We start from the raw sequence: 15,911 nt of genomic DNA on the forward strand, positions 1-15,911 counted from the left end.
GCTGGTTGGTCTCTACGAGGTCGGCCCCTGCGTTGCGCCCGGATGGCTGCGGAAGAACTCCCAGACGGTCGCGGTGGCCGAGAAGTCCTTCGTGACGTATCCGCCGCCGCTGTAGACGACCTCACCCGGCCAGACGTGGCCGCCGTCGGCGACGGAGTAGAGCTCGACTTGGGCATCGCATTGCGTCCATTGGGTGCGCACCACGTCTTCGCCCTTGCGTCCGACCTGACGTTCGGTCGTCGTCGCGCAGCCCGATGCCTCCGCCCAGGGCTGGATCCATTCATGCACTCCCGGATAGTCCTCGCCTTGGCGGTGACCGCCCTCGTAGTGCATCGTCGCGTCCCCCGTGCCGTGGATGGCGAGCATCGGCGTCGGCGTCGAATAATCGCAGCCCTGTGTCGACTGCGGATAGTAGGCACCGGCGACGGGAGCGAATGCGGAGAAGCGATCGCGCAGGTGACAGGCGAGGACGGAGACGAATCCGCCGCCGTTCGACTTGCCGGTGGCATAGACCCGATTGAGGTCGATGCAGTGCTCGGATTCGACCGAGTCGAGCAGATCGGTGACGAACGCGACGTCGTCGGCTCCGCTGGCGTACGGGGCTCCCTGCCAGGAGCGCTTGCCGTCATTGAGGTCACCGTCGGGGAAGACGGTGATTGCGGGCAGGGTCGGCAGGCCCGTGTAGTTCTGGAATTCGGCGCCGTCGGAACCGTTGCCGTGGAATCCGAGGACGAGCGGCAGGGGAGTCGCGGTCTCGTAGCCGCGAGGAATGTTGATCCGATAGCTGCGCTCGCCGTCTGCCGTGGAGATCGTCCTCTCGTCATTGCCGGGCTTCTGTTCGGTGCCGCAGCCGGCCGAAGGGACGGCCGGTGCGGTTCCTGCCATTCCCGGGGCCGCAGCTGTGCCTGTCAGCAGGGTAAGGCTCGCGGCGGTCGCGAGCAGGGCGGTCGTGATGCGTTTCGTCGTCGATGACATCCTCAGTCCTCTGATCGTCGGTGATCGTGGTGAGGACTCTAGCACAAGTCATCAGATGACTAGAAGAGTCAGCGGTGCGGTCATCGCTCCGGAACCCGCAGCGGGGAGGCGTTCGACTCAGGCCCCGTGAGGCGAATCCCCTTCGATGGTCGACCAGTTCGCCCGCGTCAGGGCGACGGCCTGCGCATGCTCACCGGCGCGAACGGCGGTGATGATCTCGGTGTGCTGTTCCGGCGAGGCTGATCCCTTCACCGATTCGAAGTGGAGGTACTCCGCGCGGCGGAGGGTGGCGGTGACGACCTCGAGGTGATCGGGGATGAGGGGGTTGCCGGATCGGTTGAGGGCCACCTCGTGGAAGTCGTCGTCGGCGGCGATCGCCGCTTCGGCATCGCCGTCGGCAAGGGCCGCGTGCAGGCGGTCGTTGGCCCGCTCCATCAGGTGCAGCGCGGCCTCGTCGAGGCTGGGGAATGCGAGGTCGAACGCCAGGGCGTGGAGTTCGGCGGCGATCTGCCTGGCCGCCAGGATGAGCTCCGGGTCCTCGGGGGCCACTCGGGTCATCCGCCCGGGCTCGGCGACGACGAGCCCGGCCTGGGCCAGGCGCTGCAGCGCCTCCCGCACGGGGGTCCGGGAGACCTGCAGCCAGGCGCCGAGCTCCTGGTCGCGCAGCTGCTCGCCCGGGGCGAGCTGACCGCGGACGATGGCATCGCGGATCGAACGGTAGACGTCATCGCGCAGCAGAGTGCGGTGCGCCACCGGTGAGTCCGTGGGGATCGGCACGCTCGGCCCTTTCGTTCTCGGAGTTCGCTCTCGTCGCAGCTCGTCGGTGGAGACCTCAGATCGGTGCCATCGGCTGAGCTGGGCGACGCGAATGGTCTGTGCTCATTGTATGCACGGCCAGAATGCAATATATTGCATATTGCACGTTGCGATCCAGGACACACCGACGCAGGGGCACGCCGCATCCGGCACGCCTCGTCATCGGACACACCCCGTCCGCCCGGAGTCAGTCGGCCGCCACCGCGGCCGCGGTTCGCACCGGCACCGTCGGGGAGCTGTCGAGCACCGTCGCACGGAGAGCCCCCACCGCCCAGAGAACAGAGGACACCATGGCCATCACCGATTTCGAACGCTACCCACTGACCTTCGGCCCCAGCCCCGTGCACGAACTCCCGCGACTGAGCGACCACCTCGGCGGGGCCAGGGTCTGGGCCAAACGCGAGGACGTCAACTCGGGACTCGCCTTCGGGGGCAACAAGACCCGCAAACTCGAGTACATCGTCCCCGACATCCTCGCCTCGGGGGCGGACACCCTCGTCTCGATCGGCGGATACCAGTCCAACCACACCCGGCAGGTCGCGGCCGTCGCCGCTCACCTGGGGCTGAAGGCCCGCCTCGTGCAGGAGCGCTGGGTCGACTGGGAGGATCCGGGCAATGACAAAGTCGGCAATATCGAGCTCTCCCGCATCATGGGCGCCGACGTCCGCCTCGACTCCGCCGGATTCGACATCGGCATCCGCTCGAGCTGGGAGAACGCACTGCACGAGGTCGAAGCGTCCGGCGGAAGGCCCTATCCGATCCCGGCCGGAGCCTCGGAGCACAAGTTCGGCGGGCTCGGGTTCGCGAACTGGGCGTATGAGGTCGCCGCACAGGAGAAGGAGCTCGGCGTCTTCTTCGACACGATCGTCGTGTGCACCGTGACCGGGTCGACGCATGCCGGCATGATCGCCGGCTTCGCCGCCCTCGAAGCCGCAGGCGGCCGCCCCCGCAAGGTCATCGGCATCGATGCCTCGGCCACGATCGAAAAGACCCGCGACCAGGTGCGGCGGATCGCGAACACCACGGCCGACCTCATCAGCCTCGGCCGCGAGATCACCGCCGACGAAGTCGACATCCGCTCGGGTTGGGAAGGACCCGCCTACGGCATCCCCGACGATTCGACCGTCGAGGCGATCCGCACCACCGCCCAGCTCGAAGGCGTCATCCTCGACCCCGTCTACGAAGGCAAGTCGATGGCCGGGCTGCTCGGCCTCGTTGCTGATGGCACGATCGGCAAGGATTCGACCGTCCTCTATGCCCACCTCGGCGGGCAGCTGGCCCTCAACGCCTACTCCTCGATCTTCTGATCGGGACGACGCCCATCCCACGACACAGCCACCCTCTTGAGGAAGGATCGATGAGATGACGACCGCACACGGATCTCAGCCCCCGCAGGACGGCGACCACGAGCAGGATCGCCACCAGTTCGAGACCTCGATCCAGGTCAGCCCGCCCGGCACGAACGACAGACCGCTGCGGGCCTCGGCCTCGGGGGAGGACCGGGTCCTCGACGAGATCGCCCAGCGCGTGCTCTGGCTGGCCACGTCGATCATCGACCGGGCCAATCGGGGGCGGGAGAACCCCGATGGGGTCAAGGTCGGCGGCCACCAGTCGTCCTCGGCCTCGATGGCGGGCATCATGACCGCCCTGTGGTTCGCCCGCCTGCGCTCGATCGACAGGGTCTCGGTCAAGCCCCACGCCTCACCGGTCCTCCACGCGATCAACTACCTCCTCGGCGATCTCGCCGAACATCATCTGGACACGCTGCGCAGCCGCGGAGGACTTCAGCCCTACCCCTCCCGGACGAAGGACCCCGACACCGTCGACTTCTCCACGGGGTCGGTGGGCATCGGCGCGACCGCCCCGATCTGGGCCGCACTGTCCCACCGCTACGTCTCCGACCGGTTCCCCGACACCCCACGGGCCGGGCGCTTCTATTCGCTGCTCGGGGATGCCGAGATGGACGAAGGCGCGGTATGGGAGGCCATCATCGACCCCGAGGTGCGCACCCTCGGCGAGATCGTGTGGATCGTCGACCTCAACCGGCAGTCCCTCGACCGGGTCATCCCCGACGTGCAGATCAAGCGCCTCCAGGGCATGTTCGCCGCCGCCGGCTGGCAGGTCCTCACCTGCCCGTGGGGGCGCCGCCTCGAGGCCGTCTTCGCCGCCCCGGGCGGGCAGGCGCTCAAAGATCGGCTCGTCTCGATGCCCAACCCCGAATACCAGCGGCTTTTGCGCGCTCACCCCACCGAGGTCCACGACCGTCTCCTCGCCGGCCTCGACGAGTCCGCGGCCACGGCGCTGCGCGCGGTCATCGACCCGTTCTCACCCGATGAGATCGCCTCCCTCATCCGCGACCTCGGCGGACACGACCTCGGGCAGCTCGTCGAGGCCTTCGAGGCCATCGACGACGACCGACCCACCGTCGTCTTCGCCTACACGATCAAGGGCAAGGGGCTCGCCACCGAGGGCCACCCGGGCAACCACGCCGCCCAGCTCACCGAGGCGCAGATGCGCGACCTCGCGGCCGCCTCGGGGATGGACCTCGACGATCCGTGGGTCCGCTTCGACCCCGACACCCCGGCCGGGAGGCTCTGCGCCCAGACCGCAGAGCGCCTGCGCCGCGAGGACCATGAGACCCACACCGTCGCCGAGGTGCCCGCTGAGCTGGGATTCTCCCCGCGGCCGACGATCTCCACCCAGGCCACGCTGGGTCGGTTCCTCTCCGACCTCAAGCACGTCGCCCCCGAGGTGGCCCGCCGCGTCGTCACCGTCTCACCGGACGTGGCCACGTCGACCAACCTCGGCGGGTGGATCAACAAGACCGGGATCTGGTCCCCGGCCGGGCGGGAGGACTGGTTCTCCGATGACCGGGAACGAGTCCTCAAATGGCAGGAGGGCTCGCGCGGTCAGCACATCGAGATGGGCATCGCCGAGGTCAACCTCGTCTCCCTCGCCGGTGAGCTCGGGACGACCGGGAGCCGGTGGGGACAGCCGCTGCTGCCGATCGCGACGATCTACGATCCGTTCATCAACCGCGCCCTCGAACCGTGGACGTTCAGCCTCTACGCCGGTGGGCGCTCGATCATGGTCGGCACGCCGTCCGGAGTCACGCTCGCGCCCGAGGGCGGGGCGCACCAGTCGTTCAACACGCCCTCGGTGACTCTGGAGATCCCGGGCTTGACGAGCTGGGAGCCGGCCTTCGCCCAGGACCTCGAGTGGACCCTGCTCGAGGCGCTGCGCGAACTCGGCGACCCGCACGGGGATTCGGCGTACTTCCGCCTGACCACCAGGCCCGTGGCCCAGGAGCTCGCCGCAGTGCCCGAGGATCCGCTGCTGCGCGAACGCCGCCGCGAACAGGTCATCGCCGGAGGCTACCGGCTCTCGGCCCGTCCGGCGGCCGAGGACGAGGTCACGCTCGTCGGCGCCGGTGCGATCATGACCGAGGTCATCGCGGCTGCGGCCCGACTGGAAACCCTGGGCGTGCGGGCAGGAACCGTCTGCCTGAGCTCGGCGTCGAAGGTCTTCCGCTCCGTGCAGGAGCGGGGACGGGTGGGGCAGAGCCGCCGATCGGCCATCGCCGACGAACTGTTCCCGGCCGCGCATCCCGCGCCCCTGGTGACCGTCCTCGACGGACACCCGCACACGCTGGCCTTCCTCGCCGGAGTGCGCGGGGATCGCACCCGCAACCTCGGCGTCACGGAATTCGGTCAGGCATCCTCGGTGAGTCAGGCACATGCGCTCCACGGAATCGACACGGACTCGATCGTCTCTGCGGCACTCGACCTCGTGGGGCGGTGAGGTCTGCTGCGCCGGTGAGGTCTCCTGCGGGTGGGCGAACGGGTCCGGTACCTCGTGCCGGAGCCGATCCCCACACTGCGGCGGCTGATTCGTGAGCGTGCCGCGGCGGCTGTTCGATCCACGTTGAGGGCGATTCGGATTTCGTCGTTATTGATTCGGAATCCGCACCTCCTCGGCGAACGCGTCGGGGACGATCCGGGACTGAGGATTCCCCCAGGTTCCGGCACTTGTTGCGCGGGTCACGTGTTGATAGCGTGTGAGACAGGCATACGCAATCCGTCGATTCCGACGGCGAACAGGTATGCGATTGCTTAACCGGCGCCAACAGGCGCCCGAAGTCGAAGGAGTCTGGAATGAGCAATGTAGGCAGTGCCGCAGGCGGCTACCGCGTCGAGAACCCGGCCACCGGTGAGGTCGTCGAGACATTCGACAATGCCACCGATGACGAGGTCCAGCAGGTCCTCGAATCCGCACACAAGGGCTACCTGAGCTGGCGCGAGAAGACGATCGAGGAACGCGCCGCGATCGTCAACAAGGTCGCCGCTCTCTTCGGCGAGCGCAAGGCCGAACTCGCCGAGATCATCGCGGAGGAGATGGGCAAGCCCACCGCCGAAGGTGAGGAGGAGGCCGAGTTCTGCGAGGCGATCTTCAACTATTACGCCGACAACGGGCCGAAGTTCGCCGCCGATGAGCCGATCGAATCGATGTCCGGAGGCAAGGCCTTCATCCAGCGCCGTCCCGTCGGTGCGCTGCTGGGCATCATGCCCTGGAACTTCCCGTACTACCAGGTCGCCCGCTTCGCGGCACCGAACCTCGTGCTCGGCAACACGATCATCCTCAAGCACGCGGAGATCTGCCCCCGCTCCTCGGCGAAGATCGCCGAGATCATGAAGGAAGCCGGCGTCCCCGAAGGCGTATACTCCAACATCTACGCCACCCATGAGCAGATCGAGACGATCATCGCCGACGACCGCGTCGAAGGTGTGTCCCTGACCGGTTCCGAGCGCGCCGGATCCGCCGTGGCCGCCACCGCCGGCAAGTACCTGAAGAAGGCCGTGCTCGAGCTCGGCGGATCCGACCCCTACATCATCCTCGACACCGATGACATGAACGAGGCCGTCGACACCGCGTGGGGCACCCGCCTGTACAACACCGGCCAGGTCTGCAACGCGAACAAGCGGATGATCGTCATGGACGACATCTACGACGACTTCGTGTCCGGTCTGACCGAACGTGCCCAGTCCTGGGAGAAGGGCACCCCCGCCGAGGCGGGCGACGGCAAGTACTCGCCCCTGTCCTCGCGTTCGGCCGCCGAGAATCTGCGCAAGCAGCTCGACCGCGCCGTCGAGCAGGGTGCGACCCTCGTCGGCGGCGAGCTCGCAAGCGACGGTTCGGCCTATGTCTCACCGGCCGTGCTCACCGGAGTCACCTCGGAGATGGACGCCTACCGCGAGGAGCTCTTCGGACCCGTGGCCACCGTGTACAAGGTCACCAGCGATGACGAGGCACTGGCACTGGCCAACGACTCGCGCTTCGGCCTCGGCGGCGCCGTGTTCGCCAAGGATTCCGAACGTGCCGCGAAGCTGGCTCAGCGCCTCGACGTCGGCATGTCGAACGTCAACACCCCGGCTGGTGAGGGCGCGGAGATTCCGTTCGGCGGCACCAAGCGCTCGGGCTTCGGCCGCGAGCTCGGCCCCTACGGCATGGACGAGTTCGTCAACAAGCGCATGTACTACGTGGCTGACTGAGAGGGGTTCGCCCTCCGCAGTCGTCGAGAAACGGGCTGGGTGTCGAGAAACGTGTGTGCGCATGCGTTTTTCGACGCCCAGCCCGTTTTTCGCGCAATGGTGCGGGGGCGGTTCAGCTCTCGAAGTCCCAGCTCGCCTCGGCGGGGAGGTCGGGCATCGGCCAGTCCGGATCCGGTTGGAAGTCCGGATAGGCGGAGTCGAAGGGGAAGCGCCAGGTGCGGACATCCTCGATGGCCGAGTCCGCGGCCGCCCGTATGCGCTCGACCTTCTCGTCGGAGAACATCCCGGCTGAGCGTGCGAATTCGAGTTCGTCCTCATCCTTGAGCCGGTAGGTGCCAGCTGAGTCGACGACGATGTCGAGGACGTGGTCGGAGGTGAGGATGCCGCGATCGAAGCGAGTGAAGGGCTCCTCGAGGTTGACGTAGTAGGAGTCGCGACGGGGAGAGCCCGGGTTCTCGAAGAACCACACCGAATAGTCGGTTTCCGGCTGGAAGACAGCGACGATGCCCGGTCCCTGCCACCGCTTGAGACCCTGGGCGCGTGGGGCGCCGAACCTGGCGGGGCCGTCTGCAGTGCGGATGCCGGAACCGTCGGCGAGCACATGGTGGAGCATCCTCGTGCCGGACTCGAGCCACACCGCCAGGTGGTTCTCGTCGTCGGCGATGACCGTGACGGGGCGTTGGTCGTACAGGCCTGGGTGCGCCGGGTTGGTGTAGGTCCACAGGATCTGGTCGCCGCGACTCCAGCGTGGTTCGTCTGCCCGTGCGTCCCGGCTCCTTGCTCCGCTCATGCTCTCATTGTCCCGGACTGGGGTGAGCGTGAGCCGTGAGCAGGAGCTGGGAGCGGATGATCAGCTGTGCGCGGCTTTGAGGGCGGCGCGCTCCTCGGCGGTGGGGATCTGCACGATCGGCCCGAGGACGACGTCAGCGAATTCTCGTGAGGGTGGCGGGGTCGATGCCATTCGCCGTGAACCAGCGAGCTGCCGCCTTCTCGGCGATGCCTTCGGCCTGATCGATGAGGTGGCGGCCGCTGTCGGTGAGGGAGAACTCACCGGACTCTGCTCGCGAGAGCCAGCCGAGCTTGACGAGTGGGCTGCTGGAGCGGACGGTCTGCGACCGGGTCTCACCCATCGCCTCGGCGAGGTCCTCGCGGTTGAGTCCTTGAGGTCGTGCGCCGATGAGCCGCAGCCGGCGGAGGTCTGTGAAGCTGAGCCCCACACGTGAGAGTGCGGCGCTGATCGCTGAGTCGAGGGAACTCGCCGCCGAGACCAGGGCGAGAGCGTCTTCGAGGTGTGGTGAGTCTGGGGAGTCCTGGTTCGGGCTCTCTGAGTTCATCGGCGGGCCCTCGGGCGCACCTTGAAGTCTTCGACGCAGACGGCAGAGACACTCATGGCCGTTCCGCCCAGGCCGCGCGAGGCGAGGTCAGCGGCGGAGAGTTCCTCGGCTCGGATGCTCGCCAGTGCTTCGGCGTCATCGCGGTCCGCCTCGTCGCTGGTGATCAGGAATCGGTGCTGATAGTTCACGAGTTCGGGCGTGTAGAGGAACGTTCCCTCGGGAGAGAAGCTCGCGGAGAGCATGTCGTGGTCGTCCTGTGCCGCCCGGAGGCTGAGGCGCTGCTCCTCGTCGAGTCCGGAGAAGCGGCCGCGAACGGTGATGCGGAAATTCCAGGTCATGAAGTGGTCTCCTCGACTCGGGTGGCGTGGTCGAACAGGGCGACGATCTCGTGCGTCTCGATGCCAGGATGGGTGGGCACGGCTGCGTCGAGGACGGAGCGCAGGGACAGAGCCATCGTGGTCGGGTCGAAGTCGCGCATCTCGCCGCGACGCTGTCCTTCCTCGAAGAGAGTCACGAGATCGATGACGGATTGGGTCGCACGCTGACCATAGGGTTGGCCGTGTGACGCTGCCGCGGCGGGCCTGCTGAGGTAGCCCACGGCCGCGATGATGGCTGCGGCTCGAGTCGGTTCGCGACGACAGTAATCGATGTGCGTGGAGATATAGGCCGCGAGCCGGTCGTTGGCTGACCCCGGCGAGTGGAGCGCTCGGGTGAGTTCGGGCCCGAGGTCCTCGACGATGAACTGCACGACCTCGGCGGCGAGCTCGTCCTTGTCGGAGAAGTTTCCGTGGACGGCGCCGCGGCTGAACCCGGCGTTCTCCGCGACAGCGATGAGAGAGGTTGCTCGCACCCCGTGGTCGGCGAAGAGCGAGACCGCCGATTCGATGAGTCGCCGACGGGTCGCCTCCTGACTTTCCCTGCGCGTCATGCGCCGCGATGCTGAGGTCATGGAATTCAAGATACACAAATGTATTTGAATACTGCAAAGTATGTGGATGGATCGGATGGAAGCAGAAGTCCTCATCCCGTCTCTCGAAGCCGTCAGCATCGCTCCTATACTGAGGATCGGTGCCCGCGAACGGGCCAGCGAGGAACGAATTCGAGGAGGACGGAATTGCCCATCACGTCGAGGATCCTCGAGGTCGCGGCCGCCGATCCGGACCAGTTGGCCATAGTCGGCGGCCACTCTGGCAGCCCTGCCCCAGATGAGCGCGCCGACCCCGCCGCGGACACTCGAGCCCCACGTTCCCTCACCTATGCGCAGCTCGTCCGTGATTCGACCACGATGTTCGCCGCCGTCGACGCTCTCCACCATGCCCAGTCCGACTCGCCGATTCCGGCACCCGAGACCCACGGCATCCCGATCACGGCCGTCAGCCTCACCTCGGCGTTCGAGACCTCCCGCATCATCGCCGGCCTCGCCGGCTTCCGCGCAGTCTCGGCCACGATCGATCCCCGCTGGCCGCTGAGCCACCAGGTCGGAGTCATCACGACCACCGGCATCGGGCTTGTCATCAGCGACTCGACCCACCTCGCCGAGGCGCTCGCCGCCGCCGGCTGGACCGGGACCGTCATCACTGCCGCCGACTTCCGTGCCCGTGAAGCCGCCATCGATCCCGCCGACACCGCACCGCCGACCGTCCGCGAGCCCGACGAGCCGTTCCTCATGCTCTTCTCCTCCGGCACGACGAGCAACCCGAAGGCCTTCATCAAGACCCGACAGCAGTACCGCGACAACGTCGTCGTGTCGTCGGCCCACCTCGAACCCTTCCCCGGAGTGGCCACCTTGGCGCCTGGCCCCGTGTCCTACAGCCTCACCCTCTATGCCGTCATCGAATCCCTCGCCACCGGCGGCAGCGTCCACGTCGCCGACGACTTCGACCCCTTCACCATGGGCTCGCGCATCACCGACGAAGCCATCACCCGCGTCGTCGCCGTGCCCGCCGTCGTCAAGGCCCTCGCCGAGGCGGCCCGCCGAACACCGGAGAACTTCCACGGTCTCGACCTCGTCGTCACCGGAGGAGCGAACCTGCCGGCATCCATCCGCTCGGCCCTCGCCGACGTCCTCCCCGACACGCGGTTGATCAGCTACTACGGTGCCGCCGAGATCGGATTCATCGGCGACAGTCGTGAAGGCGACGGCACCTGGATCTCGATCTACGACACCATCGGCGTCGAGGTCCGCGACGATTCCGACGCCCGCCTGCCCGACGGAGAGATCGGCACGGTCTGGATCAAGGCCGCCGCCTGCTCGGACGGCTACGTCACCGGCACCACCGGCGCTCAGCTGCGACGCCCCGACGGTTGGGCCACGGTCGGTGACCAGGGGCGGATCGAGAGCGGACTCCTCCAGCTCGCCGGACGGGCCGGTGACATCGCGATCACCGGAGGGCACAAGGTGTCCCTGCCCGAGATCGAACGCGCCTTCGAGGGATTCGACCGCGGTGATCGGCACTCGGGGCAGGGCCGCCTCGGCGAGGTCTGCGCGATCGCGCTGCCCGACGACGGTCTCGGCAGCCTCGTCGCCCTCGTCATCGAACCAGACTCCGCGGGCCATGGCTCCGAGGGCGGGACCCCCGATTCGGGTACACCCGACAAAGCGGCACTGCTCGACCATGCCCGGGCGAAGTTGGCCCCGCAGTTCGTGCCGCGGCGGTTCTACGTACTCGACCGGCTGCCGCGGACCGTCGGCGGGAAGATTCGACGCCATGACACCGTTGACCTGGTCATGAGCGGAAAGGCACAGCGGCTGTGAACGCCACCCGGAGCAATCGGCACCGGACAGATGGCGTGCGCGACGTCGTCATCACCGGACTCGGCGCCATCACCCCGAGCGGTCAGGACCCCGAGACCCTCTGGGAATCCGTGCGCACCGGCACCAGCGCCATTGACGTCCTCGCAGGTGAGCGGTTCGATGACCTCGCGGTGCGGATCGGCGGGCAGATCACGGACTTCGACGCCGAGGCGGTCCTGCCCCGAGCGCTCGCCCGTCGGCTCATCCCCGTCCAGCACTGGGCGATCGCCGCGGCCGACCAGGCGCTGAGCGCAGGCGGCATCGAATCCGCCGCCGACGATCTGCCCTGGGACCGCGACCGCACGGCCGTGATCGCGGCCACCGGCTCCGGACCCGTCGACGCCATGCAGGAGGCCACGCGCCGCCTCGACGCCGACGGCCCCAGGTCGGTGCCGCTGACCCTGTCCATCCACGGTGCGCCGGACTCCGCGGCGGCGCTCATCAGCCAGCGCTTCGACCTGCGCGGACCCGGACAGGGAGTCTCGGCGACGTGCGCCTCCGGGGCGATCGGACTCGGCGAGGCGATGCGTCGGATCCGCCACGGCTACGCCGACGCCGTGCTCGTCGTCGGCATGGAAGACTGCCTCGGCCCGGTCAATCTCGCCTCGAATGCGAACATGCGCGCGCTCGCCGCCGGATACGAAGACGATCCGACCGCCGCCAGCCGTCCCTTCGACCGGGGCCGCAACGGCTTCGTCATGAGCCAGGGAGCGGCCGCGATCCTCCTCGAATCCGCCGACTCGGCGGCCTCACGTGGGGCGACTCCGCTGGCCGAGCTTGCCGGATTCGGCGCCGCCAGCGATGCCCACCACCCGACGAACCCGCATCCGGGCGGACGGGGAGCCGCCTCGGCGGTGGTCCAGGCTGTGAACGACGCAGGCCTGGAACCCGGCGATATCGACCACATCAACGCCCACGCGACGGGCACACCGGCCGGCGATCGCGCCGAACTCGCCGCCTTCGACGCCGCCCTGGGGGAGGTCGGACGGACGATCCCGATCTCGGCGACGAAATCGACGACGGGGCACCTCCTCGGCGCATCTGGGGTCGTCGAGGCGATCATCGCAACCCTGACGCTGCGTGATCAGACGCTGCCGCCGACGCTCAACCTCGTTGACAATGAATTCCCCGAATGGGACATCGTCGCAGGTCACGCCCGTGACATGAGTGGTGGGCAGGACCTCGCCGAGGCGGTCGTGGACACCATGCTGTCGACGTCGTTCGGATTCGGCGGGCACAACGGGGCGATCATCCTGCATCGGGCTGACGCCCTGTCGAACAGACGAACCGACGCCCTGACGACACCGGAACAGAGGAGAGACGATGTCCGATCGTGAGACCCGCGTGAGCGAACTCTCTGCGCGGTACTTACCCGACGATGTGCTGGAGAGATTCCGCGAACGAGCCGACGTCTATGACCGGGAGAACCGATTCTTCGACGAGGATCTCGCCGAACTGGGGGATCTCGGCTACCTCACCCTCTTCGTGCCCGAGTCCCACGGCGGGCCCGGCTTGAGCCTGTTCGAGGTCACCCGACTGCAGCAGCGGCTGGCAGCGGCGGCCCCGGCGACGGCGCTGGCGATCAACATGCACCTCATGACCACCGGAGTGGTCAAGGCACTGGCCGATCGCGGCGACGACTCGCTGAACTGGGTGTTCGACGAGGCCATGGCCGGTGAGATCTTCGCCTTCGGCATCTCCGAGCCGTCGAACGATTGGGTCCTGCAGGGTTCGACCACCGAGGCGGCTCGCACGGCCGACGGCGGATTTGAGCTGACCGGGGTGAAGATCTTCACCTCCCTCTCGCCCGTGTGGACGAGGCTCATCGTCCACGGTGCCGTGGGCTCAGACGAGCTCGTCTACGGGTTCATCGAACGGGATGCGCCCGGGATCACGGTCTCCGATGACTGGGATGTGCTGGGAATGCGGTCCTCGCAGTCGCGGGCGACGATCCTCGACCGCGTGCCGATGAAGCCTGAGCGGGTCTCACGCGTCATCCCCGCCGGCAAGCACCCCGACCTGCTCACCTTCGCGATCACGAGCAACTTCCAGCTGCTCATCGCCGCCGTCTACGCCGGAGTCGCGGCGCGGGCGCTCGAGTTGGGCGCCGCCGGACTGCACAAGCGGAAGTCCGCGAAGGCCGGGACCACCTTCGCCGAGGTGCCCGAAGCCCGGACGCGCCTGGCCGATGCGCACCTCGACTTCATGCCCGTGACGGCGATGATCGACGCCTACGCCCGGGACTTCGATGACCTCGTCGACCACGGTGCCGGCTGGCCGCTGCGCCTGGTGGGGGCGAGGATCAAGTCCGCCGAGGCGGCCCGAAACTGTGCGGAGACAGCCCTGATGTGCACGAGCGGCAGCGGGTTCGGCAACAAGCACGAACTCTCCCGCCTCTTCCGCGATGCCACGGCCGGACTCTTCCACCCGCCGAGCGCCGATGCCGCCCGTCCGATGTACGCGGCTGCGCTGCTCGACGGGTGAGTTCGCGCTGGTCGAGGGGCTCGCGCCTATAGCGCTGCCGCCTCGGTGCGCGTCTGTCGCTGGGCTGACGGCACCCACCGTGGGTCCGGCTTGGCCAGAGTGACGATGACGACAACGATGAGGTTTGCCGCGACAGCCCAGAGGCCGCCATTGATGCCGAGCAGCGGGTCGAGTCCCGTGTAGTGGAGGGCGACCATGACGACGGAGCCGACGATGAGACCCGCAGCCGCCGCCTGCTTGCTCATGCGCGGCCAGTACAGGGACAGCAGCGCGGCCGGCACGACCTGCGCGAGTCCTTCATAGCTGAGCACGGAGAGCTCGACGAGAGCATCCGGCATGAGCAGACTCATGATCAGGGCGATGATGCCGACGGCCAGGCACACCCACTGAGACAGTGTCTTCTGCCGCAGGCCCCGTGCGCTCAGCTGCTCAGACGTCATCGAGGCGGCGTTCTTCGGTCCGGCCAAGCCGCCGCCCAAGACGGTTCGTCCCCACATCGAACCGATGGAGAGCATGTACACGCTCATCGGCACGATCGCGGACAACGCCCCTGCGACGCCGATGATCGCGACGATCGGCGCGGGCAGGGAATCGATGACCACGGAGAACAGGGCCAAGTCGGCGTCTTTGAGGGCAGGGACGACGAAGAGTGCAGCCACACCGACCATCATCGGCACGAGGAGCAGCAGCTGATACCACGGCAGAATGATCGAGTTGCGTCGCAGAGCATTCGCCGAGGTGCCCGACAGATAGCCGGCGATCGACGTGGGGAACACGGTGATCGTGATCCCGTTGAGGATGATCGTCGAGATGAACCATGCACCCCCGTAGATGCCATCGCCTGCGCCGGGGAAAGTCAGCCATTGAGACTTCTCATTCACGACGCGGTCAAGTAGAGGAGCCAGGCCGTCGAAATAGTGCAGCGGTACGTAGATGGCGAGGAAAGCCACAGCGAGGATGACCAGTCCGTCCTTGAACACGCTCACCCAGGCGGAACCGCGCAGTCCGGAGAACAGGATGAACGCCTCGGCGACGATGAAGGAGACGATGGCGGCGATCTTGAGGTCGATCGCTCCGTAGCTCATCGCGTTGACCACGGCGCCCATGCCCTGGATCTGGAGCTGGATGTAGGGAACGATGAACACGGTCGCGAGCACGGCGACGAGGATCGCCAGGCCTCGTGATCGGAACCGGTGCTCAACGATGTCGGAGAGGCTGACGAGCTTGTGGCGGGCGGCATAGGTCCAGAACAGAGGCCCGACGAGGTAGGCGACGACGAGACCGATGCTGAGGTAGCCGATGAGGTAGAGGATCGGCACGCCGTAGGAGTATGACCAGCCGGCGGTGCCGAGGAACGAGAAGCTCGTGTAGGTCTCGCCGGCCATGAGCAGCAGGATGAAGATGAAGCCGAGTCCGCGCCCGGACACCGACCACTCGTCGAGGGACTTCTCTCGGCCGCGTCCCGAATACACACCGATGCCGATGGTCGCGAGCATGGCGAGGCCGAAGATGATGCAGGCGATGATCGCGGAGGTGCTCATTTCCCGGCCTCCTCGATCTCGTGATCGTCACCGAAGGCGACATCGGCGGGGATGTGCTCGGCTAGGTCGTGCCGGTAGTACCGGTCGCCTCGGGCCGTCATCCACACGAAGAACCAGGTGAGGATCGTGACCGCGATCGTGTAGGCGAGGATGAACGGCAGGCCGGCGACGCGCGGTTCGACCGAGTTCGCCACGACCGGGGTGAGGACGTAGAGGACGACGGGAATGACGAGTAGGAACAGTGAATTCCGGCGACGAGGTGGCCCCGCCTGGCGTACCGAACTGTGATTCCGTGACATGCTCAACCTCATTTCCTTGCGTTCGCGTCCGCTTGTGAGCGGACGCGGCAAGGCTAGTGGTGAGGATCACTGATGTGAGAGCTGTCCGAAGTGTGGAACCGGAAGGCTATGCTGGCAGA

Annotated in this window: 14 protein-coding genes; 6 read left to right on the forward strand and 8 right to left on the reverse strand. The window is 67.3% G+C overall.

Annotated elements, in window-relative coordinates:
• Nucleotides 1-12 precede the first annotated feature (12 nt).
• Nucleotides 13-975 carry an alpha/beta hydrolase family esterase gene (locus tag QYM46_RS00385; protein WP_432790261.1) on the reverse strand — a complete coding sequence of 321 codons (963 nt, stop codon included), beginning with the start codon at nt 973-975 and terminating at the stop codon, nt 13-15.
• Between the two features lie 117 nt (nt 976-1,092).
• Entirely contained in the window at nt 1,093-1,752 is a 660-nt protein-coding gene (locus QYM46_RS00390) for a GntR family transcriptional regulator (protein WP_169250861.1), read from the reverse strand.
• Nucleotides 1,753-2,081: 329 nt separating this feature from the next.
• Between QYM46_RS00390 and QYM46_RS00395 the strand changes: the two genes are divergently transcribed.
• The 3 genes from QYM46_RS00395 to QYM46_RS00405 all read left to right on the forward strand — a co-directional run bounded on the left by QYM46_RS00395 (nt 2,082) and on the right by QYM46_RS00405 (nt 7,340).
• Nucleotides 2,082-3,098, forward strand: a complete 1,017-nt coding sequence (locus QYM46_RS00395; protein ID WP_432790262.1) for a 1-aminocyclopropane-1-carboxylate deaminase — start codon at nt 2,082-2,084, stop codon at nt 3,096-3,098.
• 55 nt (nt 3,099-3,153) lie between these two features.
• The gene (locus QYM46_RS00400; protein WP_432790263.1) at nt 3,154-5,592 is read left to right on the forward strand and encodes a transketolase-like TK C-terminal-containing protein; all 2,439 of its coding nucleotides are present in this window, start codon (nt 3,154-3,156) and stop codon (nt 5,590-5,592) included.
• Between the two features lie 353 nt (nt 5,593-5,945).
• Nucleotides 5,946-7,340, forward strand: a complete 1,395-nt coding sequence (locus tag QYM46_RS00405) for an NAD-dependent succinate-semialdehyde dehydrogenase (RefSeq protein WP_432790264.1) — start codon at nt 5,946-5,948, stop codon at nt 7,338-7,340.
• A 112-nt stretch (nt 7,341-7,452) separates the two neighbouring features.
• On the opposite strand, the gene QYM46_RS00410 is transcribed toward QYM46_RS00405, so the two are convergent.
• The 4 genes from QYM46_RS00410 to QYM46_RS00425 all read right to left on the reverse strand — a co-directional run bounded on the left by QYM46_RS00410 (nt 7,453) and on the right by QYM46_RS00425 (nt 9,602).
• Nucleotides 7,453-8,130, reverse strand: coding sequence for a DUF402 domain-containing protein (locus tag QYM46_RS00410; protein WP_432790265.1), 678 nt, complete (start codon nt 8,128-8,130; stop codon nt 7,453-7,455).
• Nucleotides 8,131-8,263: 133 nt separating this feature from the next.
• Nucleotides 8,264-8,674 carry a MarR family winged helix-turn-helix transcriptional regulator gene (locus QYM46_RS00415; protein ID WP_432790266.1) on the reverse strand — a complete coding sequence of 137 codons (411 nt, stop codon included), beginning with the start codon at nt 8,672-8,674 and terminating at the stop codon, nt 8,264-8,266.
• Nucleotides 8,671-9,012 (reverse strand): DUF6204 family protein, encoded by a 342-nt coding sequence (locus QYM46_RS00420; RefSeq protein ID WP_432790267.1) that lies wholly within the window; start codon nt 9,010-9,012, stop codon nt 8,671-8,673. The genes QYM46_RS00415 and QYM46_RS00420 overlap by 4 nt, the downstream gene beginning before the upstream one ends.
• A complete protein-coding gene (locus QYM46_RS00425) occupies nt 9,009-9,602 on the reverse strand; it encodes a TetR/AcrR family transcriptional regulator (RefSeq protein ID WP_432790268.1) in 594 nt (197 codons plus the stop codon). The genes QYM46_RS00420 and QYM46_RS00425 overlap by 4 nt, the downstream gene beginning before the upstream one ends.
• Nucleotides 9,603-9,788: 186 nt before the next feature.
• On the opposite strand from QYM46_RS00425, the gene QYM46_RS00430 reads away from it, so the two are divergent.
• The 3 genes from QYM46_RS00430 to QYM46_RS00440 are packed head-to-tail and all read left to right on the forward strand — an operon-like array spanning nt 9,789 to nt 13,952.
• Entirely contained in the window at nt 9,789-11,429 is a 1,641-nt protein-coding gene (locus QYM46_RS00430; protein ID WP_432790269.1) for a class I adenylate-forming enzyme family protein, read from the forward strand.
• Nucleotides 11,430-11,464: 35 nt separating this feature from the next.
• Nucleotides 11,465-12,805 (forward strand): beta-ketoacyl-[acyl-carrier-protein] synthase family protein, encoded by a 1,341-nt coding sequence (locus QYM46_RS00435; RefSeq protein ID WP_432790270.1) that lies wholly within the window; start codon nt 11,465-11,467, stop codon nt 12,803-12,805.
• Nucleotides 12,792-13,952, forward strand: a complete 1,161-nt coding sequence (locus QYM46_RS00440) for an acyl-CoA dehydrogenase family protein (protein ID WP_432790271.1) — start codon at nt 12,792-12,794, stop codon at nt 13,950-13,952. The genes QYM46_RS00435 and QYM46_RS00440 overlap by 14 nt, the downstream gene beginning before the upstream one ends.
• 26 nt (nt 13,953-13,978) lie before the next feature.
• Here QYM46_RS00440 and QYM46_RS00445 read toward each other — a convergent pair whose 3' ends face one another.
• Entirely contained in the window at nt 13,979-15,493 is a 1,515-nt protein-coding gene (locus QYM46_RS00445; protein ID WP_432790272.1) for a sodium:solute symporter family protein, read from the reverse strand.
• Nucleotides 15,490-15,792: a DUF3311 domain-containing protein gene (locus tag QYM46_RS00450; RefSeq protein ID WP_432790273.1), complete on the reverse strand. Its 303-nt coding sequence runs from the start codon at nt 15,790-15,792 to the stop codon at nt 15,490-15,492. Before QYM46_RS00450 ends, QYM46_RS00445 begins: the two co-directional genes overlap by 4 nt.
• Nucleotides 15,793-15,911: the final 119 nt, after the last annotated feature.

This window comes from Brevibacterium sp. K11IcPPYGO002, from assembly GCF_050920635.1.
Lineage (GTDB): Bacteria > Actinomycetota > Actinomycetes > Actinomycetales > Brevibacteriaceae > Brevibacterium.